Origin of the sequence: Rhizobium sophoriradicis (assembly GCF_003939025.1) — a bacterium.
In the GTDB taxonomy this organism is placed as follows: domain Bacteria; phylum Pseudomonadota; class Alphaproteobacteria; order Rhizobiales; family Rhizobiaceae; genus Rhizobium; species Rhizobium sophoriradicis.
In genome coordinates this window covers 88,436-113,163 of the sequence record NZ_RQIH01000005.1, presented here as the reverse complement: position 1 = coordinate 113,163, position 24,728 = coordinate 88,436, and the positions used below count along the sequence as shown (strand labels likewise).

The following is a 24,728-nucleotide window of genomic DNA, read 5'->3' as shown; positions in this document are numbered from 1 at the left end:
AGCCAAAGCAGAAGCGGGTGCGCCCCCATTGGCGCTGACGAGCTTTGCCTTCACACCACGCGATGGCTTTGCATTCGGCGAAGCATCGTTACGGTTACGACGACATTAGCGAAAGAGTGTTGCCCAAATCTAAATCGGAAACCGGATTAGCCAGGTTTTCAATCTCGATTTACGTCAGCCTATGGTCTTTTCGATCTGCGAAACCGCCCAATCCACCTGTTCTCTGGTGATGACCAAAGGCGGGGCGAGGCGAATCGTATGGTCGTGGGTATCCTTGGCGAGAAGGCCGCGTTCCTTCAGCGCATGGCAATATTGCCGCGCACCGCCCGCTTCTGGTTCCAGCTCGACGGCCATCATCAGACCGCGGCCGCGCACATCGCGAACGATGTTCGAGCGCATCGACTTCAGACCTTCGAGAAAATAGCCGCCCATCGCTGCGGCGTTTTCGATCATGCCTTCTTCCGTCAACACCTTCAGCGCGGTGCGCGCCACCGCGCAGGCGAGCGGGTTGCCGCCGAAGGTCGAGCCGTGCTGGCCGGGTTTCAGCACGCCCAGCACCTCGGTATTCGAAAGCACGGCCGACACGGGGTAGAAGCCGCCGGACAGCGCCTTGCCGATCAGTGTCACATCGGCCTCGATGCCTTCATGCTCTTCCGCCAGCAGTTTGCCGGTGCGGCCGAGACCGGTCTGGATCTCGTCGAGAATGAGGGTGACGTTGTTATCAGTGCAAAGCTCGCGGATGCGGGTAAAATATCCGGCCGGCGGGATGATGACGCCGGCTTCCCCCTGGATCGGCTCGATCAGCGCGGCGACCGTATTGCCGTTGATGGCGGCCTCGAAGGCCTCGGCATCGCCGAAGGGAATGGTGCGGAAGCCCGGCGTGTAGGGGCCGAAGCCGGTGCGGGCGTCGGGATCGGTGGAGAAACTGATGATGCTCAGCGTCCGGCCATGGAAATTATCGGCGCAGACGATGATCTCCGCCTGGCCTTCCGGCACGCCCTTGACCTCGTATCCCCATTTGCGCACCGCCTTGATGGCGGTCTCCACGGCTTCAGCGCCGGAATTCATCGGCAGAATCTTGTGCGAGCCGGTGAGCGCCGCCAGCTCTTCATAGAGATAGGCGAGCTGGTCGTTGCGGAAGGCGCGGGAGGTGAGGGTCAGCCGGCCCGCCTGCTCGACCATGGCGGCAAGGATTTTTGGGTGACAATGGCCCTGGTTGACGGCGGAATAGGCCGAAAGGCAATCGAGATAACGATTGCCGTCGGTATCCCAGACATGAACGCCTTCGCCGCGCGTCAGCACCACGTCGAGCGGCTTGTAATTATTGGCGCCGAGCCGCTGTTCCGTCGCAATCAATTTTTCCGAAGCGTTCATGGTCCTTCCCCTCTGGTCTATGCGGCGCGTGTCGGACGGTCGAAGATGCGGCGGCCGAAGAGGCTGGCCGTCAGTTCCACCAATATGCGGGCGCTCTTGCCGCGATCGTCGAGAAACGGATTGAGCTCGACCAGATCCAGCGACGAGACGAGACCGCTGTCCGAGAGCATCTCCATGACAAGATGGGCTTCGCGGAAGGTCGCGCCGCCAGGCACCGTCGTGCCGACGCCGGGGGCAATGTCGGGATCGAGGAAATCGAGATCGAGGCTGACATGCAGCAGGCCGTTCGCCTTGGCGACGACGTCGAGAATGTCCCGCATGATGGCGCCGATGCCCTGTTCGTCGATGGCACGCATATCGAAGACGTTGACACCGTGTTCGTGGATTTCTTCGCGCTCGCGCGCATCGACCGAGCGGATGCCGACTTGGAAGACATGCTTCGGGTCGACGAAGGGACGATCCTTCGGCAGGATTTCGGCGAACTCCGCCTCGCCGCAGAAGAAGGCGACGGGCATGCCGTGCATGTTGCCGGAGGGGGAGGTGGTGGGAGAATTGAAATCGGCATGGGCATCGAGCCAGAGCACGAAGAGCGGGCGGCCTTTGCTGGCGGCATAACGGGCCATGCCGGATACGGTGCCCATGGAAAGGCTGTGGTCGCCGCCGAGAATGAGCGGAAAGCGGCCGGAGGCGGCGACTTCATAGACGCTGCTTTCGAGCGCGCGGGTGAAGGCGCCGACGATTCTCAGATTATGGGCCTTGGAATGATTCGGCAGGTCCATCGCCGGCACGATCCTGAGATCGCCATTATCCGCGACATCGTGGCCGAGATCGATCAGCGTCTGGTCTACACCGGCAATGCGCAGCGCCGCAGGACCCATGGCAGCGCCTCTTCGGCCGGAACCTTCCTCCAGCGGTGCGCCGATGAGGGTGACAGATCGCGATTGGACATTCATGCGAGGGCTCCGTGTTGAGGCCTGTTTCGGCCGATAGTGGGATAAAGGGCTGCCGGCAAAAAGATGGAAAAGTGGCAGAAATGGATTATGATTGCGCAGGTTGATAAAGCTATTTTGACAGAGTGATCAGTGTGGACGATCTCGATACCGAACTCTTGAGCGCACTACGCCACAATGCCCGCATTTCCGTCTCCTCGCTTGCGGCGATAACAGGTGCATCGCGGGCAACGGTCGCCGCCCGCATCGACCGGCTGGTCGCCAGCGGCACCATTGTCGGCTTCACCATTCGCACCAGCCACGAGACGCGATCGGCCGGCGTGCGCGCCATCGTCATGATCGAGGTGCTCGGCAAGCTGGCCGACAGGGTGGCCGATCAGTTGCGAGGTCTGCCGCAGGTCCGCGCCCTTCACAGCACCAACGGTAAATGGGATTTCGTCGCCGAACTCGAGGATCGCGACCTTGCTTCCTTTGACGAGACGCTACGCCGCATCCGGCTGATCAACGGTATCAACTCGACCGAGACCAATATTCTCTTGAAGACGAGCAAGACGGGTTTTTAGAGCAATCCAGGAAAAGTGCGAAGCGGTTTTCCGTCCGGGATTGCGCAAAACAAAGGTAAGCCGCCTCAATACTCACGCTCATAAACGATGCCGGCTTCGCCCGCCCCGTTGCCGCCGGCGGCGCCGCGCAGTTTAACGCCGCGGCCGACATCGAGATTGATGATCGCCTTGGCGCCTGCCGCCCCGCCCTGCTGCAGTTCGAAATAGGTGCGGTCGTTGAGATAGCGGCCGACGCTGACGCTCGTCTGGCCCTTCTCGTCGGTGCTGACGTCGAAATCGTCGACGCCGAGCTGGTTGCGCAAGCCTTCGAAAAGCGAGGTGGAGCGGTTGCCGGCCAGCTGGCTGACGGCATCGGCGAGTTGGGCGATCTGCACCGGCGACAGCTTCGACATCGACTGGCCGAAAATCAGCTGCGCCAGCACCTCGTCCTGCGGCAGCTGCGGCGAGGAGGAAAAGGTGATCGAAGGATCGGTGGCGAGGCCGGCCACATCAACCGTCAGGGTCGTCGTGCCGGAGGTGGAGGTGGCTTCCATGTCGAGCGCCGGTGTCAGATCACCGGCAAAGGTGATCCTGCTCTTGTCGGAGAAGTTCAGACGGCGATTGAGAATGGTCAGCCGGCCGCGGCGCATGGTGAAACCGCCGGTGACGATGGGTGCCGCGGCCGTTCCGCGGATCGTCACGCGGCCGCCGAGCTCGGCATCGATGCCACGGCCGCGCACGAAGATTTGCGAGGGCGCGTCGATTTCGAGATCGAGGGTGATGACGGAAGATTTCTCGCCGGTTTTCCGTCCGCCGCCATCCCGCAGCTGCGCAAGCACCGCCCGCGGTGCGTTCTTGTGCCGTATGTCGATTTCGCTGAGGGAGGTCGGCAATTTTTCCGGGACGGTGATCGAGGTCTTGTCCAGCCGCAGTTTGCCGCTCAGCGTGGCGCTCATGATCGGTCCGCGCAGGCCCACTGTCCCGTTGACGGTCGAGACGACGAGGGTTCCGTCGACATAAACCGCCTTGTCGAGCTTGATCGAAATGTCGGCGGGAAAGCCGCCGGCCGGCTGGATACCGATGGTGCCGCTCGCCGAAATCGTGCCGCCGCCGCCGAGATTGCCGCTGAGGCGCGATATCACGGCCTGGGTGCCATTGAAGGTGACGGTGGCTGCGAGATTGTTGACGGCAAGATTGCGTCTGACGTCGACAAGTTTGGCGCCATTGGTCGAGACCGTGCCGTTGATGACAGGTGCTGCCGCCGTTCCACCGATCGAAAGATTGACGGTGGCGACCCCGTCGGCGACCAGGCCCTGCTGCGCAAGCGGGGTGCTTAGCACCGCGAAAGGAACATTGCCGTTGAAGCGCAAGTCAAGAGCTCGATTGCCTGATATAACGACACTGCCGCCACCCTTGAGCGACATGCCGGCGTCACCAGCAAGACTGGTTTCGACGGTCAGCTTGCTGCCGGCCAGCTTTCCGGAGGCCCCGATGCTGAGCGGCGAAAGACCGGCGCCCTTGGTCTGGCTCGTCGCGGCGTTCTTCCAATCGACCTTGAAATCGACAGCGGGGGAGGACAGCGTGCCGGTCGCCTTGGCGCTCGCCGAGATCGTGCCGTCGGCGCCGATACCAGGAACAAAGCCGTTGGCGATGGCAGCCGGAACATTGGCAGCGTTTGCCGTGACGTCGATCGATCGGATCGATGTGCCTGCAATGGAAAGACTGCCGGCGGCTTTCAGGTTAATGCCGCCGCTGCCGCGGAGGTCAGCATCAAAATCGAGCCTGTCGCCGGCATATTTTCCTGTGGCCGCCAGCGCAAGACGGGAGAGGCCGGCAGCCTTGGTGTGGCTGGTCGCGGCATCCTTCCAGTCAAGCTTGAAATCGACGATCGGATCAGCCGGCGTTCCCGATGTGACGGCGCTTGCCGAAAGCGTGCCTTCAGCACCGAGACCGGGAACAAAGGCATTGGCGATATTTGCCGGCAGGGCGGGAATATCGGCATTGACCGAAAGGTCGCGGATGGCCGTTCCGGCAATCGTGACGCCGCCGGTCGCCTTAGCCAGCACGCCGTCCTTGCCGGCGAGGTTGGCATCGAAATCGACCCTGTCATTGGCGAATTTGCCGGATGCCGCGGCGCTGAGACCGGAAAGACCGCTGCTCCTGGTCTGGGCGATTGCGGCGTTCTTCCAGTCGAGCTTGAAGTCGACGGCGGGCTTGGGAAGCGCGCCTGAGGCGGATGCCGTTCCCGACACCGTGCCCTCCGCCGCAAGGCCGGGAACGAAGCCGTTGGCAAGGCTCGCCGGCAGATCGGCGAGATCGGCCTTGACGTCAAGGTTGCTGACTGAGGCGCCCGATATCGCGACGTTGCCTGCAGCTTTCAGCGAGAGGCCGTCCTTGCCGCCGAGATTGGCGTTGAAATCAAGCTTATTGTCGGCGAGGTGGCCCGAGGCGGCAAGCGCAAGACCGGAAAGTTGGGCGGTCCTGGTGTGGCTGGTTGCGGCATCCGTCCAGTCGAGCTTGAAATCGGCCTTCGGTGCGGCGGGTGTGCCGGCCGCAGACATGGTGCCGGATATCGTGCCGCCGGCCGCCAGCCCTGGAACGAAGGCATTGGCGAGAGCGGCGGGGAGTTTGGCGATCTCGGCATCGAGCTTCACGCTGTCGATCGCCGTGCCGGCGAGGGCGACATTGCCCACGGCCTTCAGCGAGAGGCCCTGGTCGCCAAGGGCTGCTGCGTTGAAATCAAGCTTGTTCTCGGCAAATTTTCCCGATGTGGTAATGCCGAGAGCGGCAAGCCCGGCACGCCTGGTGTGGCTCGTTGCAGCCTCTTTCCAGTTGAGATCAAAATTGGCGGTCGGCGCGGAAGGCGAGCCTGCCGCCGAGATTTTTCCCGAGACCGAGCCTTCGGCAGCAAGATCGGCGACGAAGCTGTTTGCGATACTTGCCGGGATATTTGCCAAGGTCGCATCCACCTTGGCGGCGCCGACCGTCTTACCGGTAATGGCGACATCGCCGTTTGCCTTGAGCGAGAGGCCGTCGGCGCCGCTGGCCGCAGCGTCGAAACCGAGCTTGTTGTCGGCGAATTTTCCAGATGCCGTCACGCCGAGACCGGCGAGGCCGGCGCGTTTGGTGTGGCTGGTGACGGCATTTTGCCAATGGAGATCGAAATCGGCGGTCGGGGCGGCAAGGGATCCGCTCGCCGAGACCGTTCCGGAGACAAGGCCAGCGGCTGCGAGATCGGGGACGAAACCGTTTGCAACAGCTGCAGGGATATTGGCCAGTGTCGCGTCGATCTTGGCGCTGCCGATTGTCGTCCCGGTGACCTCGACGTTGCCGTTTGCCTTCAGCGATAAGCTGTCGGCGCCGCTGACCGCGGCATCAAAATCGAGCGTGTTGTCGGCGAATTTGCCGGACGCGGTCACATCAAGAGCCGTAAGACCGGCGCGTTTGGTGTGGCTCGTCGCAGCGCTCTTCCACGCGAGATCGAAATTTGTGGTCGGAGCCTTGAGGGAGCCGGCGGCGTTCACCCTTCCCGTAATCGTGCCTTCGGCGGCGAGATCGGGAACAAAACCATTGGCGACACCGGCGGGCAAGTTGAGGATATTGGCGTCGATATCGAGCACCGGCGCCGCCGGATCGGCGAGGTCGACATTGCCGGCCGCCTTGAGCGAGAGGCCGTCGGCGCTGCCGATCGTCGTGTCGAAATCGAGCTTCCTGTCGGCAAATTTGCCGCCGGCGGTGATGCCGAGCGGCGCCAAGCCGGCCCCCTTGGTCTGGCCCGTCGTCGCATCCTTCCAGTCAAGCTTGAAGTCGGCGATGGGTGCGGCCGGCGTTCCCGTCACGGCGATCGTTCCGGAGATCGTGCCGCCAGCCGAAAGGTTGGGCACGAAACCGTTGGCGAGTGCTGCCGGCAGCTCCTTGATGACGGCATCGAGCTTCAGCGTCTGCCCGGCCGAACCGGTGACGCTCACGGAGCCGGTGCCCGTTTTCAGCGTCAGTCCGTTCAGACTGGCGGCGCCGCCGGCGATTTTGACCTGCGCCGCTGCGTCAAGCTCGAGCGGGATGTTGCGCGGACTTGCCGAGAAACGATCGAGGTTTACGTCGATCGTGCCGTCCGCCGTCTGGATATTGCCGGTCGCCAGCACCGGATTGCCATCATAGGCGGCATTGAGATCGAAGTCGGTTTGATTCTGCTGCTTGGTGAAAGCCAGCGAAAGGCCGGCAAGACTGTTTGCGCCGGCATTCACCTCCTCAGCCCCGACCGTGCCGTTTGCCGCAAGGGCGCCGAGATCGCTGACCGTGACGTCGATCTCGGGTTTGACGACGGCGAGTGTATCGCGGCGAAGCGAAGCGCCGGTCGCCTGCAGCTTCACGGCGACCTTGCCATCATCGCCGGCGATGTCGAGCGATCCCTTGAGATCGCCTTCGGCTTTCTGTCCGCCGAGCGCAGCCAACAGGCCAATATTGGGAAAATCGAAAGTCAATGCGCCCGAGGGCGTCAGGGAGGGTGAAAATTCGAGATTGCCGGTCAGCCGGTTGCCGCCGATGTCGGCGGTCAGTGCCGGAATGCTCATCCTGCCGTTCTCCGAGCGGATATCGCCGTTGACGTCGATCGGCTGGCCGTCGATCGTGCCGGTGGCGGCAATCTTGCCTTGTGGCGCCTTCGGATCGGCGACACCCGACAGGTCGACATTAAGATTGGCGAGCGTGCGGTCGGCCATTTGAAGGCTGGTGGCCTTGAGATTGGCCGTCACCGCAATTGCCGGCAGTTCGCCGCCGATTCGCACTGCGTAGCCTGCTCCGCCGCTTGCACCCGGCATCAGCTTGCCGATATCGGGCAGCCGGCCCGAGAGATCGGCGTTCAAAGTCGAGCCGTCGAGGGCGACGTTGCCAGCAGCTTCGAGCGTTCCGGAATTGACGACGAGGTTGGACAGCGCGAATTTCGACGGGACGGTGCCCGCCACCTGGCTTTCGAGAGAAATAGGACCGTCGAACCTGCTTGTCGCCGCAGCCGGCAGAGCCGCCGGCGCGATGATCAGCTTGACATTGCCGGTCAGAGCGCGGTCTGTCAGCCGGTAGGAGCCGTTGAGGCTGCCGTTGATATTGGCGCTTTCGACGGTGGTGCCATTGAAACCAATGCTGCCGGCCGCGATCTGCAGCGGCGCGGCGATGGTAATAGGGCCTTTGACCGCACGGTTGAGGTTCGGCTCGGCAAAAGTCGCGTCTCCGGCGACGAGGCGCAGCTGGACGCTGCCAGAGCGGGCGGCAAGATTGAAGGCGTCGCTCTTTGCCGTCAGCTTGACGTTGCCGATATCGGCCTGCGGGAGGGTCGCGCTGTCGAGCGAGCCGCTGACGCTCAGCCGGGCGGCTTGCGAGTCGCCGGTCAGCGCCAGGTTGAGACCGGATATCAGGAAGCGCGCTTCGCCTTCGGCGAGCGGCCAGCGGAAATCGACAGGCCCGGACGGGCCGAGCAGGTTGGCGTTGAGGCTATTGTTGCCGGCCGGATCAAGCGTGCCGGATGCGGCAATGACGACGCTGCCGGTGGCGACATTGCCCGTCTGGATGTCGATCTTGCCATGATCGTTGAAGGTGGCGGCAAGATCGATGTTGGTCTGGCCGGCGAAAAGCGGCCGGAATGCTGCCGGCAGAAGCGAACTCAGGTCACCCCCGCCCTTGAGGTCGAGATGGTGCAGCCCGTCGGCGGTGATCGCATGCCGGCCTTCGATTGCGGCCCGCTGTTGTCCGTCGAGCGCCGCCTGCAGTTTGCCTTTCCAGTCGGATATCGGTCCCTGGCCGTCGAGGTCGATGTTGACGGCGGGACTGTCCGGCAGGCCGAGGAAGCCTGCGAGCAGCCCGCCCTTCGGCTCGGCAAGCTGTGCCTTCAGCAGCAGCCGGTTTTCGGCCGGCGCATAGGCGATATCGGCGGTAAGCCGCGCATCCGGGACCGCGTGGCGGCTGACTTTGACGATCGCTTCGCCGCCGTCGCCAGCTGCCGAGAGGCTGCCTTCGGCGGCGAGGGCAAAGGCGCGCCCGGCAAAGGCTTCGGCAAGTTTGATATTGGGCAGCGCAACCTGGTCGACGTCGATCTTGATCGGGAGAGAGAAGCCGCCGGAATTTTCGGCATCGGGCCGGGAGGGCAGGGTGCGCACCGGCTTGCGCAGTACGTCGATCGCTTCGATCTCGAAGCGCTTGGCGTGGAAGGTTCCCGTCAGCAGCGCCAGCGGATTCCAGTCAATGGCCACGCCGTGGATCTCAGCAAAAACGCCCCTCGTGTCGGAGATGGAGATCTCGGCGGCGCGAAGCCCGCCGGTCAACAGACCTTCCGGTTCGCGCACCTCGATCGTCATGTCGCGATTGGAAAGCGTGGAGGCTATTTTTTCGGTGACGATACGGGCGCCAAAAGAGGTGAAGCCGAAGATCGCAAGCGCTGCGACGGCGAGAATCAATGTGGCGCCCACGGCATAGCCGGTGAGCCGTATGATCCAGTTGACGATTTTTGCCAGCGTTTGCATCGGCGCGGACACTACCCCCGTTTTCATGACGGCTCACAGATCGGACATGACAGCGGAATCGCGGTCCTAGAAGGACTGGCCGATGCCGGCGTAAATTCCATAATCTGTGCCATCTTCGTACTTGTTCAGCGGCACGGCAAAATCAAGCCGCAGCGGGCCGAAAGGTGTGGCATATCGTATTCCAGCGCCGGCGCCAGCGCGGATATCGGAAAAACCAGGGAAGGTGCTGTCCGATACGGTGCCGACATCGACGAAGGGAACGAGGCCGATCGTATCGGTGATCTTGATGCGGGCCTCCAGCGAAGCCGTGACATAGGAGCGGCCGCCGGTGGCGTCGCCATTGTCGTTGTAAGGCGAGATTTCTTGATAGCTGTATCCGCGCACCGAACCGCCGCCGCCGGCAAAGAACCGTTGCGTGGCGGGAATGTCCTCGATCCCGCCGCCGCCGATCAGCACGCCGGCGGCGACCTTGCCGGCAAGCACGAGGCGATCCTCGGCCCCGAACGGCAGATAGCCGGAGATCGAGCCCTCGAACGCTGCATAGGGTGTGGCGTTGAAGATCTCGTAGCCCGGCTTTACCGAAACCGTCGCGCGATAGCCTTCCGTCGGGTTGAATTTGTCGTCGCGCGCGTCGCGATCGTATTGGATCGGCAAGGTGAAGGTCAGATAGTCGTTGGTGCCGAAGGCGTCGTCATCGCGCTCCCAGCTGACTTCGCCGCTCGCCGAGATCGTGTCCTTGTCGGTCAACTCATAGGAAAGGCCAAGCGAGGCGGTGATGAGCGTCGCGCTATAAGCATCCGGATTCTGGGTCTTGGCAACGATGCCGGCCTTCAGCGTGGCGGCTGGGAAAAAGGCGCCGGGCTTGGTGAAAAGGATGCCGGCGGAATAGTCGAGGCTGCCGACATCGGTGGTTTCGCCGAGCCGTGATACCGATCCCTCGATCCGCAGCGTTTCGGCTTCGCCGAACAGGTTGCGGTGGCCCCAATAGCCCTGGACGCCAAAGCCGTCGGTAGTGGAATATTGGGCGCCGACGCCGAAATAGCGCCTCTTGCCTTCGGAAACCTCAATTGTCATCGGCAGCGTGCCGTCCGGCGCCAGCGCATCGCCCTCATGAATGGTGACGCTCGAAAAGACGCCGAGGGCGCGAAGCCGCTCACCGGCCTTCTTCAGGGTTTCCGGCGAATAGGCGTCGCCTTTGTTCAGTCTGGAATAACGCTGGATAAAGCCCGGCCTCACGGTTTTTTCGCCGGTGACGCCGACATCGCCGATCGGGGCGACCGGCCCGCCCTCGGCGGAAAGCACGATATCGACGGTATCGCTTCTGTGGTCGGCGACGACCTTGCGCTCGGTCAATTTGGCAAAGGGCCGGCCTTCGGTCTTCAGCTGTTCGACGATCTTATCGCCGGCCTTGATGATGGCGAGCGAACCGGCTTCGGCGCCCGGGGCAAGGTCGTAATCGGCGGGATTGCGGTCTGCGGCGTCACCGCCGAACTGCACTTCCCTGACCCTGAAGACGGGGCCCGGGGTTATGTCGACGGTGACGGGAATCGGCCCGGAGCGGTCGAAGGTCGGATTGGGCGGCAGGTCGTCAATGTTCTGGCCGTCGATGGTGATCGTCACCACGCCGCCGTAGCGGGCCTTTTCATACAGGGCGGCAATCAGTCTTTCGCGGTCGTCGCGCGCCTTGACGACGATGCCGAGATCGCCGGAGACCGGCTGTTTCTGGTCGCTGACGAGGCGGGAGCTGTTCTCCAACGCTTCCTTGAGATCAGGATCGGCGGTGTCGGCCTTCAGTTCGACCTGATAGCGCACCGGATCAGGCACCTGTTGAGCGTCGTCCTCGTCCTTGCCGAAGATAGTGATGCCGAAAAGCTTGAAGGCATAAGCGTCGCCGATCAGGACCGGTGAGAAAGCAGCTGCCGCTGCGACCACCATCATGGTGCCTGTTCGCCGATACGCAGTACCTGTTTTCGGGCTTATCCCTCTAATCCGCATACGCCGCTTTTGGTTACGTCTACAATGAAGCTTCGTTGCCCAGCCGTGAACAGCTTAGCGGCAAAATCGCGCGGGGTGTACCATTTTAAATTGCCAGCGCACTAAATTAGCACAAAAAATCCCGGACGTGTGTCCGGGATTTCCTGATTTGGCCGGTGTGCAAGCGCTCTCAGCGCGGGCAGGCGTCGATGTAGCGGCGGCCGTAGCGGTCGCGATAATAGCATTGGCCGGGCTGTTCGGCGACGCTGCCGATGAGGGCGCCGGACACGCCGCCGATCGCCGCGCCGACTGCCGCGCCACGGACATTGCCGGTGACTGCGCCACCGATGACAGCACCGGATGCAGCGCCGATGCCGGCGCCCTGCTGGGTCGGTGTGCAGCTTGCGATCGACAGGCCGATCAATGCGAGTATGACAGCTTTCTTCATCACTTTTCTCCTGGGTTGTCGCCCGATGGGCATAGGCCGTCCCTAGTCTTTTTTCGCCACGCTAGTCCGAAAACTATGTCGGAAGAAAGGGTTGTCCACTCTTGGCCCGATTTTTTTGCAATATGGGCATTGTCGCTGCCGAGCGGTTTTCGCGATTCCATTTCGTCTATGCCGCATCAGTTGAGTGATCCGCGCTCGCGTATTTTTTTATCTGGAATCATTCAAAAAACTGGGCCTTTTGCCGCAGTTGATGTTAAAGCAAAGGGTAAGCATTGACGCGCGGACGTCCGGTCGGCAAGAACGGCCGCGTGATACTGGAGCATATGATGGATTTCGAAGCGTTTTTCAAAAGCGAGCTGGACGGGCTTCATGCCGAGGGCCGTTACCGCGTTTTTGCCGATCTCGAGCGTCAGCGCGGCCACTTCCCGCGCGCCACGCGCCATACGGCCGATGGCGAAAAGGACGTCACGGTCTGGTGCTCCAACGACTATCTCGGCATGGGCCAGAACCCAAAAGTGATCGAGGCGATGAAGGCCGCTATCGACCACTGTGGCGCGGGTGCGGGAGGCACCCGGAATATTTCTGGCACCAACCACTATCACGTCCTGCTCGAGCGTGAGCTCGCCGACCTGCACGGCAAGGAATCGGCACTGATCTTCACCTCGGGCTATGTCTCCAACTGGGCAGCACTCGGCACGCTCGGCGCCAAGATCCCCGGCCTGATCATCTTTTCCGATGCGCTGAACCATGCCTCGATGATCGAGGGCATCCGTTACGCCAAATGCGGCAAGGTGATCTGGAAGCACAATGACGTCGCCGATCTAGAAGCCAAGCTCAAGGCCGCCGATCCGAAGGCGCCGAAGCTGATCGCCTTCGAGAGCGTCTATTCGATGGATGGCGATATCGCCCCGATCAAGGAGATCTGCGACCTCGCCGACAAATACGGGGCGATGACCTATCTCGACGAGGTCCATGGCGTCGGCATGTACGGCCCGCGCGGCGGCGGCATTGCCGAACGCGAGGGGCTGATGGACCGGCTGACCGTCATCGAGGGCACGCTCGGCAAGGCCTTCGGAGTGATGGGCGGCTATATCGCCGCGTCGGCCGCCCTTTGCGACTTCATCCGCTCGTTTGCCTCCGGCTTCATCTTCACCACGGCGCTGCCGCCGGCGCTTGCCGCCGGCGCGGTCGCGTCGATCCAGCACCTGAAGGTCAGCCAGTTCGAGCGCGCCCGCCATCAGGATCGGGTGCGCAAGCTGCGCTCGCTGCTCGACCAGCGCGGCATTCCGCATATGCACAATCCCAGCCATATCGTGCCGGTGATGGTCGGCGATGCCGCCAAGTGCAAGTGGATCTCCGACCTGCTGCTCGACAATTGCGGTGTCTACGTCCAGCCGATCAACTATCCCACAGTGCCGAAGAAGACCGAGCGGCTGCGCATCACGCCGACACCGTTGCATTCCGACGCCGATATCGCCCATCTCGTCGAGGCGCTACATTCGCTCTGGTCGCGCTGCGCGCTGGCAAGGCACGTCGCCTGATTCTCTCAACATCGTCCGGTTCGAATCGCGGCCAGAATCTCCATCCGAGATTCTGGCCGCGATTGGTTTTGCGGCCGTGAGACTTCGCCCCTAAACCTTTTTCGGCCTGCACAGTGCCATCCGGCGCTGGTGCATTGGGACGTGACCCATCGGTCTCAGAGTCCGGGCGCTTGCTTATCACCGTGCAGCACCTCGTCGATGCCGGCCTTCCGAATTGCACGAGAAAACCTTTTCTCACTTGACAGTGGACTTGGTAAAAGCTTTTCTCAATCCAACTTCAGAAGGAGGAAGCTCTGAACCTAACGGGAGGGAAAAGAGGCAGGATCACCATCCATGAGGTGGCATCGGCGGCCGGGGTCAGCATTTCGACGGCGTCGAAGGCGCTCAACGATACCGGCCGGATGGGGGCGGAAACTCGCGAGCGGGTGAAGCGGATCGCCGGCGAAATCGGCTATCGGCCGAATGCCCTGGCGAGAGGTCTGCTCAGCAAGCGCAGCTTCACCATCGGACTGCTGACGAACGACACTTACGGCCGTTTCACGCTGCCTGTCATGGCGGGCATTTCGGACGCGCTCGTCGATCATGGGGTTTCGGTTTTCCTGTGCGCCATCGAAGACGATCCGGCGCTCGCCCAGACCCATGTCGATGCGATGCTGGACAAGCAGGTCGACGGCATCATTGCGACCGGCAAGCGGCTGGACAGGCGTCTGCCCGTCGATCTGTCGAATTTGCATGTGCCCGTCGTCTACGCCTTCACGGAGGGGACGCAGAACAGCGTTACCTTTCGTTCGGACGACGAACAGGGCGCGAAACTGGCGGTCGAATGGCTCGCGAAGATCGGGCGGCGGCGGATCGCGCATATCACCGGCCCGGAGGAGTTTTTTTCGGTTCGGGAACGGGCCGGCGCCTATCACCAGGTGGCGGGCCATCGTGAGCCCGTGCTTTACGGCGTCTGGTCGGAAAGCTGGGGCCATGAGGCGGTCGAGCAGCTGTGGAAGAGGCCGGGCGAGAAGCCGGACGGGCTCTTCTGCGGCAACGACCAGATCGCCCGCGGCGCCGTCGACGCGCTGCGTGAGCGCGGCATCGAGGTGCCCCAGGACGTCTCGGTGATCGGCTTCGACAATTGGGAGATCGTCGCGGCTCAGACGCGGCCGCCGCTGACGACGGTGGATATGGAGCTGAAGGAGCTCGGGCGGCAGGCCGGATTGACGGTGCTGGCGCTTGCGGAGGGACGGTTCGTCGAGCCGGGTGTCAGAAAATTGCCGTGCCGGCTGATCGTCCGGCAGTCATGCGGGGGCGAAGCCCCCGGGAAGTGAAAGCAAGGGAATGAGCGAAGGCGCGAGGAGATGCGCCATATTGGGAGGAATGTCATGATCAAGCGTCTATTGGCGGCGACCGGCATCGCTACCTTGTGCCTGTTTTCGGCTGCGTCGGCTGCCGAAAATGTCGAAATGTGGGTTCGCTCGGGGATCGGCGACGCTTTCAAGAAGGTCGTCGAAGCCTATAATTCCAGCCATGAGAACAAGGTCGTGATGACCGAAGTGCCGTTCTCCGAACTGGTGCAGAAATATGCGACCGCGATCGCCGGCGGGCAAGCGCCCGATGCGCTGTCGATGGATCTGATCTATAATCCCGCCTTTGCCGCGGCCGGCCAGCTGGAAGACCTGACGGACTGGGCAAAATCGCTTCCCTATTTCAATTCGCTGTCGCCGTCGCATGTCCGCCTCGGCACCTATCAGGACAAGATCTACGGTCTGCCGCTCTCGGTCGAGACTTCGGTCTTCGCCTGGAACAAGGATCTCTACAAGAAGGCCGGTCTCGACCCGGAGAAAGCGCCGGCGACCTGGGATGAAATCACCGCTAACGCCGAGAAGATCCGGGCGCTGGGTGACGACACTTACGGCTTCTATTTCTCCGGCGGCGGCTGCGGCGGCTGCATGATCTTCACCTTTACGCCGCTCGTCTGGGGTGCCGGCGCCGACATCCTGTCGGCCGACAGCAAGACGGCAACGCTCGATACGCCTCAGATGCGCAAGGCGGTCGATATCTACCGCAACATGGTCAAGAAGGATCTGGTGCCGGCGGGTGCGGCCAGCGACAACGGCACGAACTTCCTGACCTTCACCAACGGCAAGATCGGGCAGCAAAGCCTCGGCGCCTTTGCCATCGGGACTTTGGTGACCCAGCATCCCGAGATCAATTTCGGCGTCACCCTTATTCCGGGCGTCGACGGCAAACCTTCGTCCTTTGCCGGCGGGGACAACTTCGTCATCACCAAGGGAACGAAGAAGATCGACGCGGTGAAGGAGTTCCTCGAATATATCTATTCGATGGACGGCCAGAAGATCATGGCGAAATATGGCAGCCTGCCGACGCGCGGTGATATTGCCGACAAGGTGCTGGAGGGCCTCGATCCGCGTATGCAGGTCGGCCTCAAGGCGATCAGCGTCGCCAAGACGCCCTATACGCTGCAGTTCAACGACCTGATCAACAGCGCCAACGGCCCATGGGCAAGCTTCACCAACGCGGCGATCTTCGGCGACGATGTCGACGGCGCGTTTTCAAGTGCCCAGTCGGAAATGCAATCGATCATCGATAGCGGCCAGTAAACTCTCCCACGGTCGCGGCCGGGGAGCGGTGGCAGCTTCCCGGCCAATTCCAATTCAAAGATGCGGAGCGTTTCGATGACCGGTTCCGGCTCAGAGATTCTATTGCCTCGGCGCAGGCGACGGCGCAGATCGAACTGGCGCGGCCTTGCCTATATCGCGCCTGCTATGGCGCTGGTCATCGTCTTCTTCATCATGCCGGTTCTGTTCACGGGATGGATGAGCCTGCACAACTGGCCGCTGATGGGGGCGTCGCGCTGGATCGGATTCAACAACTATTACCGCATGGTCAACGATACGCGGTTCATGTCGGCGCTGAATTTCACCGCCTATTACACCGTGATCGTCACCATCGCGATCTTCGCCGTCGCCTTTCCGCTCGCCATCTTCGTCGAAAAGGAGCGGCAGTTCGTCAGTGCCTACCGCACGATCATCTTTCTGCCCGTCGTCGTCGGCCTTGCCACCGCCTCGCTGCTTTGGGTTTGGCTTGCCAATGTCGATAGCGGCTTCATTGGCCCGGCCTTGAAGGCGCTCGGCCTTCTGGAAAAGAGCCCCAATCTGCTGGCGACCTTCGATACCGCGTTTCTGACTGTCGTGGTGATGGTTGTCTGGAAGATCGCCGGCTTCACCATGATCATTCTTCTGACCGGGTTGCAGGCCATTCCGTCCGAACTGACGGAGGCGGCCCGCATCGACGGCGCCGGCCGCTGGCAGCGTTTCCGGCATCTGACGCTGCCGCTGATGCGCAAGACGGTCGCCTTGGCGCTGATCGTCTCGGTTACCGGCTCGATCCTCGCCTTCGACCAGTTCTACATCATGACGTCGGGCGGACCGCAGAACAAGATGATCTCGGTGGTCTATTACATCTTCAATCAGTCCTTCGTGTCGTTCAACCTGGGTTATGGCGCAGCGCTATCCATCGCGCTTCTCGCCATCCTGGTGGCGATCAGCATCGTGCAGCTCTGGCTGCTGCGCGTCGGGGAGGAGCGTCCATGACGACGTCAAGGGAACTCCGGGCGCGCAAAGCGATGCGCGTGAAGTCCGTCTATCATCTCACAGGCATCGCCATTTCGATCTTCTTCCTAGCGCCATTCGCGATCACGCTGCTCGCCTCCTTCCGGCAGGGCACGGAAGCCAGCCTGCCGCCGTTGCCGCCCTGGCCGACATCAGGCATCAGCTTCGATGCCTATGCGCTGCTCGATACCTTCGGCGCCGGCATCTGGCGGCACATGATCAATTCGCTGTTCGTGTCGGTTGCTACCGTCGTACTGACTGTGCTCGTCAGCCTGCTCGCCGGCTACGGCTTCTCCCGTTACCGCTTCCCGATGAAGAATGCGCTCTTCGTGCTCATCATCGCTACGCTGATGATCCCGTTCCAGTCGATCCTGACGCCGCTCTTCATCATTCTGGCAAAGCTCGGCCTCAACAATTCGCTGCTCGGGCTGACACTCGTCTATGTGACACTGCAGCTGCCCTTCTCGGTCTTCATGATGCGCAACGCCTTCGACGCCGTGCCGAAGGAGATCGAGGAGGCCGCCCGCATCGACGGGGCGCGCGATCTCAAATTGCTGGCGCGTGTTCTCCTGCCGCTGGTTCTGCCCGGCGTCGCGACGGTGGCGATCTTTGCCTTCCTCAATGCCTGGAACGAGTTTCTCGCCGCGCTGGTGCTGCTCTCCAGCAACGAGAAATACACCCTGCCGGTGCTGATGACGGCGGTCCGCGCCGGCCGCCTCGGCGCCATCAATTGGGGAGCGGTCCAGGCCGGCGTCATCGTCATGACGATCCCATGCCTGATCGTTTTCCTGCTCCTGCAACGCTACTACATGCGCGGGCTGATGGCCGGCGCGGTGAAATGAGAGAAAGTCGAGGCCATGACCAAATCAAGCAATGACCGCCAGTTCCGTCCCGTCGCCGTTCCCTATGTCGATCTCGGCGGCTTCTGGGGCAAATGGCAGGATGCCGTCTGCAATTCCACCGCCGAGACACTGCTCGACCGCTGCGTCGAGGCCGGCATGCTCAAGGCGATCGACGTCAATCAGCCGAGCCCCGGTGTCGTCATTCCCATTCAGCCCTGGGGCGGGACGACGCAGATGTTCTGGGATTCCGACCTCGGCAAGTCGATCGAGACCATCGCCTATTCACTCTACCGCCGGCCGAACCCGAAGCTCGAGGCGCGCGCCGACGAGATCATCGACATGTATGAGCGGATGCAGGACAAGGACGGCTATCTGAACGCCTGGTTCCAGCGTGTCGAACCATCCCGCCGGTGGACCAATCTGCGCGATCATCATGAACTCTATTGCGCCGGACACCTGATGGAGGCGGCGGTCGCCTATTATCAGGCGACCGGCAAGCGCAAGCTGCTCGACATCATGTGCCGTTATGCAGATTACATGATCGAGGTTTTCGGGCATGGCGAAGGCCAGATCCCCGGCTATTGCGGCCATGAGGAGATCGAGCTCGCGCTGGTCAAGCTCGCCCGCGTCACCGGCGAGAAGAAATATCTCGACCTGTCGAAATTTTTCATCGACGAACGCGGCACCGAGCCGCATTTCTTCACGGCCGAGGCCGTTCGTGACGGCCGCAGCCTGTCCGATTATCATCAGAAGACCTATGAATATGGGCAGGCGCACCAGCCGGTGCGCGAGCAGAAAAAAGTCGTCGGCCACGCCGTGCGCGCCATGTATCTTTATTCGGGCATGGCCGACATCGCCACCGAATACAGGGACGACAGCCTGACGGCGGCGCTGGAAACGTTGTGGGACGACCTGACGACCAAGCAGATGTACATCACCGGCGGCATCGGCCCGGCCGCGTCGAATGAAGGCTTTACCGATTATTACGACCTGCCCAACGCCACGGCCTATGCGGAAACCTGCGCCTCCGTTGGCCTGGTGTTCTGGGCGAGCCGCATGCTCGGACGCGGTCCGGATCGCCGCTATGCCGACATCATGGAACAGGCGCTCTACAATGGCGCGCTGCCCGGGCTTTCGACCGACGGCAAGACCTTCTTCTATGACAACCCGCTCGAGAGTGCGGGCAAACACCACCGGTGGAAGTGGCACCATTGCCCCTGCTGCCCGCCCAACATAGCCCGGCTGGTGACGTCGATTGGCTCGTACATGTATGCCGTTGCCGACGACGAGATCGCCGTGCATCTCTATGGCGAGAGCACCGCGCGGCTGAAACTTGCCAACGGCGCCGAAGTGGAACTGGAGCAGACTACCAACTATCCGTGGGACGGTGCGGTGGCCTTTTCCACCAGGCTGAAGAAGCCGGCGGCATTCGCGCTGTCGCTGCGCATTCCCGATTGGGCGGAGGGCGCAAGCCTCAGCGTCAATGGAACGATGCTCGACCTCAGCACCCATATGCGTGACGGATATGCCAGGATCGATCGGCAATGGGCCGATGGAGATCGCGTCGCCCTTCACCTGCCGCTTTCGCTTCGACCGCAATATGCCAATCCGAAGGTGCGCCAGGATGCCGGCCGCGTCGCGTTGATGCGCGGCCCGCTCGTCTACTGCGTGGAAACGACTGACAATGGCGAGGATCTCAACGCCATCGTCCTGCCGCGCGCGCTGCCGGCCGCCGAAACCGTCGTGCTGAAGGACCTCAACGATGCCGTCGCCGTTGATCTCAAGGTCGAGCGCGAGGAGACGTCGAATTGGGGAACACCGCTCTACCGCCAGGCGCCGGCCGAACGGCGGGTCGCCACGGCGCGCTTCGTGCCCTATCATCTGTGGGACAACCGTGCGCCCGGAGAGATGCTCGTCTGGGTCCAGTCGGGCAAATAGGTCGTTTGGGGATGACGAACGGTATGGGCAACAAAAGCGTCGTCCTTCAGGACGTGCGAAAAAGCTATGGCAGTCTGCAAGTGGTCCACGGGATCGATCTGACGATTGATGAGGGCGAATTCGTCGTTTTCGTCGGACCGTCCGGCTGCGGAAAATCGACGCTGCTTCGCATGATCGCCGGCCTCGAAGACGTCACCGACGGCGAGATCGAGATCAAGGGACGTCTCGTCACCGATCTCGATCCATCCGAACGCGGCATTGCGATGGTCTTTCAGTCCTACGCGCTCTACCCGCATATGAGCGTGCGGGATAATCTCGCTTTCGGCTTGAAGATGGCGCGCACGAGCGCCGCCGAGATCGAGGCGCGCGTCAAGGCCGCCTCGGCGATCCTGAAAATCGACCACCTTCTCGACCGGCGGCCTGGACAGCTTTCCGGCGGCCAGCGCCAGCGCGTGGCGATCGGCCGAGCGATCGTGCGCAAGCCCGATGTCTTCCTGTTCGACGAGCCGCTCTCCAATCTCGATGCGGAGCTGCGCGTTTCCATGCGCATCGAGATCGCCCGCCTGCACCGCGAACTCGGCAACACGATGATTTATGTCACCCACGATCAGACCGAGGCGATGACGCTTGCCGACAAGATCGTCGTGCTGCGCGACGGTCGGGTCGAGCAGGCCGGAACGCCGCGGCAGATCTACGAAGATCCCGCCAATACCTTCGTGGCGGGCTTCATCGGCTCGCCGCGCATGAACCTCCTGAATGCCCGCTCTGCGGGGGAGGGCCTGGTCGAGGTCGCCGGCGTCCTCATTGAAACCCGCTTGTCCTGCACCGGCCGGCCGGTGGGAGGCGCAGTAACGCTCGGTTTGCGGCCGGAGCATCTGAAGGTGGCGCCAGATCGGTCGGGCAGGCTGACGGCGACGGTCGATTTCTCGGAATATCTCGGGGGAACGCAATATCTCTACTGTCAGCTCGGCGACGGCCAATCGCTGACCGTCGAGCATCGTTCACCGGTCAGCATCGCGGCCGGCGATGAGGTCAGCCTGCTGTTCGAACCGCCGGATTGCCGGTTGTTCGGTGAGGCTGGCAACCGGCTGCGGTAACCTTCAGCCGGCGATCTCCAGTTTCATGAGGTCTGCAGCCCTCTGCCGGGCCTGCCTGTCGGCGGCGAAGACATCGTCCATCTCGGCGGCCGGCGGCAGGCCGGCCAGATCGTCCATCACCCTTTCGGTAATCTCGGCCATGGCGAGGAACGGCAGCCGCCCTTCGATGAAGGCTTCGAGCGCCACTTCCTTGGCGCCGTTCAGTACCGCACCCTGAACGCCGCCGCGCGTCATCGCCAGGCGCGCGAGCCGCAAGGCCGGAAACCGCAGCTCATCCGGCGCCTCGAAATCCAGCCGGGCGAGCTTGGCGAAATCGAGCCGCTCGATCGGCAGGTTCGGCCGGCGCGGAAAGGACAGCGCATAACCGATGGCGGTGCGCATATCGGGCGCCCCGAGCTGGGCCAGCACCGATCCGTCGGTATAGCCGACCATCGAATGGATGATCGATTGCGGATGGATGATGACTTCGATCTGCTCGGGCGTGAGGCTGAAAAGATGCCGCGCTTCGATCATCTCCAGCGCCTTGTTGAACATCGAGGCGCTGTCGATCGAGATCTTCAATCCCATCGACCAGTTCGGGTGGGCCCGCGCGGTTTCCGCCGTCACACCGGCCATTTCCTTCAGCGAGGCGGTGCGGAAGGGCCCGCCCGAGGCCGTCAGCACGACGCGCTCGATGGCATGGCGTTGGTTTTCCTCCAGCACCTGGAAGATGGCGTTGTGCTCACTGTCGACGGGAAGCAGCCTGCCGCCGCCTTCACGGATCGCCTTGAAGAAGAGATCGCCGGCCGAAACGAGGCATTCCTTGTTGGCAAGGGCGATATCGGCGCCGCGGCGTGCGGCGGCGAGTGTCGGCGCGAGGCCGGCCGTGCCGACGATTGCCGCCATCACCCAGTCAGCTTCACGATCGGCGGCTTCCATAAGGCCTGATTTTCCCGAGGCGACCGCGATGCCGCTGCCGGAAAGCGCGCTCTTCAACGATTCGTAATGCCGGTCGCTGGCTGTCACCGCCAGTCGCGCGCCCCATGATTTTGCCTGCCGGGCCAGCAATTCGACATTACCGTTGCCCGTCAGCACGGAAATTTCGAAGTTGTCTCGTCCGCCCAGGTGCTCGACGACATTGAGCGTGTTGCGGCCGATCGAGCCGGTCGAACCGAAGATGCTGAGGCGCCGCGGCGCGGTTTTGCCGGTCGTCATGTGGAATTTCGCGAAAATTTGTCTCGTAGGCTGAGGCTCTACTAGGGTTTGGAAGGTGCGGCAAGTGTGCAGTGCAGCAGATTTCCGCCCTCAAGGGGTTTACAGAGCGGCGGCGAGATGTGATCCTGGCGACGTTCCTGAGGGAATGAGTCTCAGGCGGCCGCTCATGGTCGCATGGGTATCCAAGGGCGCCGCGGCGTCCATTGAACAGGCACCTGGCTGCCGTCGGCCGTTTCGGCCACACATTAAATCGAGGATGACATTGGGATGGACGGCTTGGCCGCGCTGCTCCCTTGCGGGTTCGCTATGCGCACTTTTGCTGCGGCATCGCGCCGTTCGGCGAGCAAGCTTGTCCAACGATCGGGTCACATGAAGATACTCAAGATAGCCTGCATTCTTTTCGCCGTGCTGCCCTTTTCGCTCCCTGCGGTGGCAAAGGCAGACGACCTGCTGATCTGGTCGCCCGCCAAGCTTTCGGAGCGGTCGTACAAGGCGACAATGGGTTTTCGTCTGCCGGCGGAATGGGAAACAAGCGCCGGCGCTGACATCGCACTGGCAGCGACGAAAGGCGGCGCGCCGCTGCCCGATTCCGAACAGGCGATGCTCTGGGGCAGAATCGTGAGAACGGAGGTCACGCCGGCAGGCCAATCACAGCGGGGTGCGAAGGTCAGCGTTGATACGCTGCGCGGCAGCGGCGCGCTGACGCTCAGCCGTTCGCGCAGCTGGATCCTGTCGGATTCGCTCGACATGCAATCGAGCCGCTCCGTCAGCATCGGTTACGATCCGGTCGATGCCCGGCAGGCCTCGGTGACGGCGTCGCAGGCGCTGAAACTCATCCATCCCTGGACGGGAACCTCGCTCTCGGCCGGCGCCGGTCTCAGCAACGCCAGCGGCGACTTCTCCAGTTCGGTGGGCCTCAGTCAGACGATCCTGCCGAACCTCAATCTCGATGCGTCGATGAACAACCCGTTTTCAGGTGACGAGGCCGGCAGCGTCAATCTGCGCTATCGCCTCAACTGGTAACAGGCTGAAACCAAAATCAACCGGCAGGCGTTTCCTTTCAAGATTTCACAGAGGAACGGGTCATGGTTTTCAAGGAGCAGACATTTCACGGGCTCGAGCCTGAAATGGAGGCCGAAATCGCCAATCGTGCGTCGGTCGAGGCGGCCGTCGCCAATGCGCTGGCGATTGCCGGCGGCATCGATGCGTCCGATGTCGAGGTGACAATGGAAAAAGACCAGATCGTGCTCAGCGGCACGGTCGGCACAGTCGGCGAGATCGAACGGGCGACCGCGGTCGCCATGGCCGTCGAGGGCGTGCATCGCGTTCAGAACCGGATCCTCCTCGGCGGATCGTCCCTGGACGGCACGCATTGATGGTGAGGGTGCTCCATCGCCTTGGAAGGAGCCCGGTGGATATGGTGCGGTCGCTGGCCGCGCTGCCTTAACGGTGGCCTCTCTCGGGCCGGAGATCAACCGGCGAAGCGCTCGACGAGAAAAGACGAGCCGGCCGGCCGATCGGTCTTCGCGGCAGCCACCTGCCCCTGCGGCTGGTAGGCGATGGCGAGAAGCAGAGCGCAGACGGCGACATAGGCGAATGCCAGAACGGTCATCTTGATACGCATGGCGGGTACTCCCATTTCGCGCTAAACGCGGCTGGGTTTGCGAAGTTCCTTACCGTGGAGATCAGTGAAAAATCCCGGCCGAAAGGGATCGGCCGGGCTTTGCCTTATCGGCAGATTCGAGTTTCCTTGATGACCGTATCACCGTGGCGACGGATCTTTTCGGTCTTGGTGAAGCAATCGCGGGAAACGTAACGCCGCCGCATGTCGTGGCGGTAATAGGGGCTGTGGTGGCGGTAATAGGGACGTTCCGAATCGCGGTAATAGGGGCGCGCATCATCCGTGGTGATGGTCACGCTTGCCGCCTGGGACGGCATGGCTGACAAAACGGACGCTGCGGCGAGTGCGCAGGCGAGGATGAACTGTTTCATGACGAGCCTCTCTTTCTCAATTGCTCACGGGAGCAACTCGGTTGTCATGGCGTCAACTCGCCGGAAGTGTCGCCGGTTCAATCACATAGCGTTACCGATTGTGTCGAAAGCAACCTTTGCGGCCGCGGATCGTTAGCGCAGGGAACAGCCGGAGGCATCGATCATGGGACCGATTGCAAGGATCATCGCCATCGTCGCCGGGCTTGCCGGTGGCACGGTGTTTTCGCAGGCGCCGGAATTTGCCCAGCAATATCGCCAGCGAATCGGCGGAGCGATTGACGAATTGCGCGTCATCGTCGAGGATTTCAACAGGCAGGCGGCCGAGCACCAGCTCGATCGCCAGCAGGCGCTGAACACCTACGCGCAATCGTCCGACGATTTCCTGCGCGACCGCGGCGTCTCGATGCAAAGCACGATCGCACGCTATGAAACGCTGCAGTCGCAGCAGCTGAAACTCGGCGCCGCCGCCCCTGTCGCCAAACCGTTCGTGCTCTTGGGGGAACCGGATGATGTCGTTTTCGCCAATACCTTGCGGGATTTCGTGCCCGGCGTGCCGGTCAGCTTCGCAGGCCTCGTCTGGGGTGCGATTGGTTTTGTCAGCGCTTGGGTAGTTGCGGCGCTGCTGGGATATAGCGTGCGGCGGGTTGTGCGCGGCCGGCGAGCTTCTCCCCACGCACCTTGAACCGATAGGGGAAGCAATGCAGTCG

Annotated in this window: 19 protein-coding genes; 11 read left to right on the top strand and 8 right to left on the bottom strand. The window is 62.3% G+C overall.

All coding sequences use genetic code 11. The features are described 5' to 3' along the window. Positions 1 to 174: 174 nt before the first annotated feature. Together rocD and rocF are read right to left on the bottom strand one after the other, a co-directional pair. Complete coding sequence (rocD, locus tag EFR00_RS09565) at positions 175 to 1,374, bottom strand: ornithine--oxo-acid transaminase (protein WP_077992090.1); 1,200 nt, start codon at positions 1,372 to 1,374, stop codon at positions 175 to 177. 17 nt (positions 1,375 to 1,391) lie between these two features. After that, complete coding sequence (gene rocF, locus EFR00_RS09560; protein WP_077992088.1) at positions 1,392 to 2,327, bottom strand: arginase; 936 nt, start codon at positions 2,325 to 2,327, stop codon at positions 1,392 to 1,394. Positions 2,328 to 2,449: 122 nt separating this feature from the next. Between rocF and EFR00_RS09555 the strand changes: the two genes are divergently transcribed. Further along, positions 2,450 to 2,887, top strand: coding sequence for an Lrp/AsnC family transcriptional regulator (locus tag EFR00_RS09555; protein ID WP_009990797.1), 438 nt, complete (start codon positions 2,450 to 2,452; stop codon positions 2,885 to 2,887). A gap of 65 nt (positions 2,888 to 2,952) precedes the next feature. Here the strand turns inward: EFR00_RS09555 and EFR00_RS09550 are convergent, their stop codons facing one another. The 3 genes from EFR00_RS09550 to EFR00_RS09540 form a co-directional block, all read right to left on the bottom strand. Then, positions 2,953 to 9,375, bottom strand: a complete 6,423-nt coding sequence (locus tag EFR00_RS09550) for a translocation/assembly module TamB domain-containing protein (protein WP_077992085.1) — start codon at positions 9,373 to 9,375, stop codon at positions 2,953 to 2,955. Positions 9,376 to 9,441: 66 nt separating this feature from the next. Continuing rightward, entirely contained in the window at positions 9,442 to 11,370 is a 1,929-nt protein-coding gene (locus tag EFR00_RS09545; RefSeq protein WP_183738728.1) for an autotransporter assembly complex protein TamA, read from the bottom strand. 169 nt (positions 11,371 to 11,539) lie between these two features. Continuing rightward, positions 11,540 to 11,797, bottom strand: a complete 258-nt coding sequence (locus EFR00_RS09540) for a YMGG-like glycine zipper-containing protein (RefSeq protein WP_004679653.1) — start codon at positions 11,795 to 11,797, stop codon at positions 11,540 to 11,542. A 326-nt stretch (positions 11,798 to 12,123) separates the two neighbouring features. Here EFR00_RS09540 and hemA point away from each other — a divergent pair, with 326 nt between their 5' ends. The 7 genes from hemA to EFR00_RS09505 all read left to right on the top strand — a co-directional run bounded on the left by hemA (position 12,124) and on the right by EFR00_RS09505 (position 20,835). After that, positions 12,124 to 13,338: a 5-aminolevulinate synthase gene (gene hemA / locus EFR00_RS09535; protein WP_010059967.1), complete on the top strand. Its 1,215-nt coding sequence runs from the start codon at positions 12,124 to 12,126 to the stop codon at positions 13,336 to 13,338. 338 nt (positions 13,339 to 13,676) lie between these two features. Continuing rightward, the gene (locus EFR00_RS09530; protein ID WP_039622561.1) at positions 13,677 to 14,654 is read left to right on the top strand and encodes a LacI family DNA-binding transcriptional regulator; all 978 of its coding nucleotides are present in this window, start codon (positions 13,677 to 13,679) and stop codon (positions 14,652 to 14,654) included. Between the two features lie 54 nt (positions 14,655 to 14,708). After that, complete coding sequence (locus EFR00_RS09525; protein ID WP_039622559.1) at positions 14,709 to 15,947, top strand: ABC transporter substrate-binding protein; 1,239 nt, start codon at positions 14,709 to 14,711, stop codon at positions 15,945 to 15,947. A 75-nt stretch (positions 15,948 to 16,022) separates the two neighbouring features. Then, positions 16,023 to 16,940, top strand: coding sequence for a carbohydrate ABC transporter permease (locus EFR00_RS09520; protein WP_077992081.1), 918 nt, complete (start codon positions 16,023 to 16,025; stop codon positions 16,938 to 16,940). Continuing rightward, on the top strand, positions 16,937 to 17,800 hold the full coding sequence (locus tag EFR00_RS09515; RefSeq protein ID WP_077992078.1) for a carbohydrate ABC transporter permease: 864 nt from the start codon (positions 16,937 to 16,939) through the stop codon (positions 17,798 to 17,800). Before EFR00_RS09520 ends, EFR00_RS09515 begins: the two co-directional genes overlap by 4 nt. Before the next feature lie 15 nt (positions 17,801 to 17,815). Further along, positions 17,816 to 19,738: a glycoside hydrolase family 127 protein gene (locus EFR00_RS09510; RefSeq protein WP_077992076.1), complete on the top strand. Its 1,923-nt coding sequence runs from the start codon at positions 17,816 to 17,818 to the stop codon at positions 19,736 to 19,738. Between the two features lie 11 nt (positions 19,739 to 19,749). Continuing rightward, positions 19,750 to 20,835 (top strand): ABC transporter ATP-binding protein, encoded by a 1,086-nt coding sequence (locus EFR00_RS09505; protein ID WP_077992074.1) that lies wholly within the window; start codon positions 19,750 to 19,752, stop codon positions 20,833 to 20,835. A gap of 3 nt (positions 20,836 to 20,838) precedes the next feature. On the opposite strand, the gene dxr is transcribed toward EFR00_RS09505, so the two are convergent. Beyond that, complete coding sequence (gene dxr / locus EFR00_RS09500) at positions 20,839 to 22,029, bottom strand: 1-deoxy-D-xylulose-5-phosphate reductoisomerase (RefSeq protein WP_077992071.1); 1,191 nt, start codon at positions 22,027 to 22,029, stop codon at positions 20,839 to 20,841. 369 nt (positions 22,030 to 22,398) lie between these two features. Between dxr and EFR00_RS09495 the strand changes: the two genes are divergently transcribed. Both EFR00_RS09495 and EFR00_RS09490 read left to right on the top strand, forming a co-directional pair. Beyond that, a complete protein-coding gene (locus EFR00_RS09495) occupies positions 22,399 to 23,052 on the top strand; it encodes a hypothetical protein (protein ID WP_077992439.1) in 654 nt (217 codons plus the stop codon). Positions 23,053 to 23,114: 62 nt separating this feature from the next. Next, entirely contained in the window at positions 23,115 to 23,405 is a 291-nt protein-coding gene (locus EFR00_RS09490; protein ID WP_009994883.1) for a BON domain-containing protein, read from the top strand. A 95-nt stretch (positions 23,406 to 23,500) separates the two neighbouring features. Here EFR00_RS09490 and EFR00_RS32975 read toward each other — a convergent pair whose 3' ends face one another. After that, entirely contained in the window at positions 23,501 to 23,653 is a 153-nt protein-coding gene (locus EFR00_RS32975; protein WP_009994881.1) for a hypothetical protein, read from the bottom strand. Positions 23,654 to 23,757: 104 nt separating this feature from the next. After that, positions 23,758 to 24,021, bottom strand: coding sequence for a hypothetical protein (locus EFR00_RS09485; RefSeq protein WP_009994880.1), 264 nt, complete (start codon positions 24,019 to 24,021; stop codon positions 23,758 to 23,760). A gap of 163 nt (positions 24,022 to 24,184) precedes the next feature. On the opposite strand from EFR00_RS09485, the gene EFR00_RS09480 reads away from it, so the two are divergent. Further along, positions 24,185 to 24,703 carry a DUF2937 family protein gene (locus EFR00_RS09480; RefSeq protein WP_009994878.1) on the top strand — a complete coding sequence of 173 codons (519 nt, stop codon included), beginning with the start codon at positions 24,185 to 24,187 and terminating at the stop codon, positions 24,701 to 24,703. The last annotated feature ends 25 nt before the right edge of the window (positions 24,704 to 24,728 follow it).

Excerpts from the sequence above, each read along its gene's own strand:
- rocD (WP_077992090.1), bottom strand. The coding sequence starts at position 1,374 with ATGAACGCTTCGGAAAAATTGATTGCGACGGAACAGCGGCTCGGCGCC.
- rocF (WP_077992088.1), bottom strand. The coding sequence starts at position 2,327 with ATGAATGTCCAATCGCGATCTGTCACCCTCATCGGCGCACCGCTGGAG.
- EFR00_RS09550 (WP_077992085.1), bottom strand. The coding sequence starts at position 9,375 with ATGCAAACGCTGGCAAAAATCGTCAACTGGATCATACGGCTCACCGGC.
- EFR00_RS09545 (WP_183738728.1), bottom strand. The coding sequence starts at position 11,370 with ATGCGGATTAGAGGGATAAGCCCGAAAACAGGTACTGCGTATCGGCGA.
- EFR00_RS09540 (WP_004679653.1), bottom strand. The coding sequence starts at position 11,797 with ATGAAGAAAGCTGTCATACTCGCATTGATCGGCCTGTCGATCGCAAGC.
- hemA (WP_010059967.1), top strand. The coding sequence starts at position 12,124 with ATGGATTTCGAAGCGTTTTTCAAAAGCGAGCTGGACGGGCTTCATGCC.
- EFR00_RS09525 (WP_039622559.1), top strand. The coding sequence starts at position 14,709 with ATGATCAAGCGTCTATTGGCGGCGACCGGCATCGCTACCTTGTGCCTG.
- EFR00_RS09520 (WP_077992081.1), top strand. The coding sequence starts at position 16,023 with ATGACCGGTTCCGGCTCAGAGATTCTATTGCCTCGGCGCAGGCGACGG.
- EFR00_RS09515 (WP_077992078.1), top strand. The coding sequence starts at position 16,937 with ATGACGACGTCAAGGGAACTCCGGGCGCGCAAAGCGATGCGCGTGAAG.
- EFR00_RS09510 (WP_077992076.1), top strand. The coding sequence starts at position 17,816 with ATGACCAAATCAAGCAATGACCGCCAGTTCCGTCCCGTCGCCGTTCCC.
- EFR00_RS09505 (WP_077992074.1), top strand. The coding sequence starts at position 19,750 with ATGACGAACGGTATGGGCAACAAAAGCGTCGTCCTTCAGGACGTGCGA.
- dxr (WP_077992071.1), bottom strand. The coding sequence starts at position 22,029 with ATGACGACCGGCAAAACCGCGCCGCGGCGCCTCAGCATCTTCGGTTCG.
- EFR00_RS09495 (WP_077992439.1), top strand. The coding sequence starts at position 22,399 with ATGAAGATACTCAAGATAGCCTGCATTCTTTTCGCCGTGCTGCCCTTT.
- EFR00_RS09490 (WP_009994883.1), top strand. The coding sequence starts at position 23,115 with ATGGTTTTCAAGGAGCAGACATTTCACGGGCTCGAGCCTGAAATGGAG.
- EFR00_RS32975 (WP_009994881.1), bottom strand. The coding sequence starts at position 23,653 with ATGCGTATCAAGATGACCGTTCTGGCATTCGCCTATGTCGCCGTCTGC.
- EFR00_RS09485 (WP_009994880.1), bottom strand. The coding sequence starts at position 24,021 with ATGAAACAGTTCATCCTCGCCTGCGCACTCGCCGCAGCGTCCGTTTTG.
- EFR00_RS09480 (WP_009994878.1), top strand. The coding sequence starts at position 24,185 with ATGGGACCGATTGCAAGGATCATCGCCATCGTCGCCGGGCTTGCCGGT.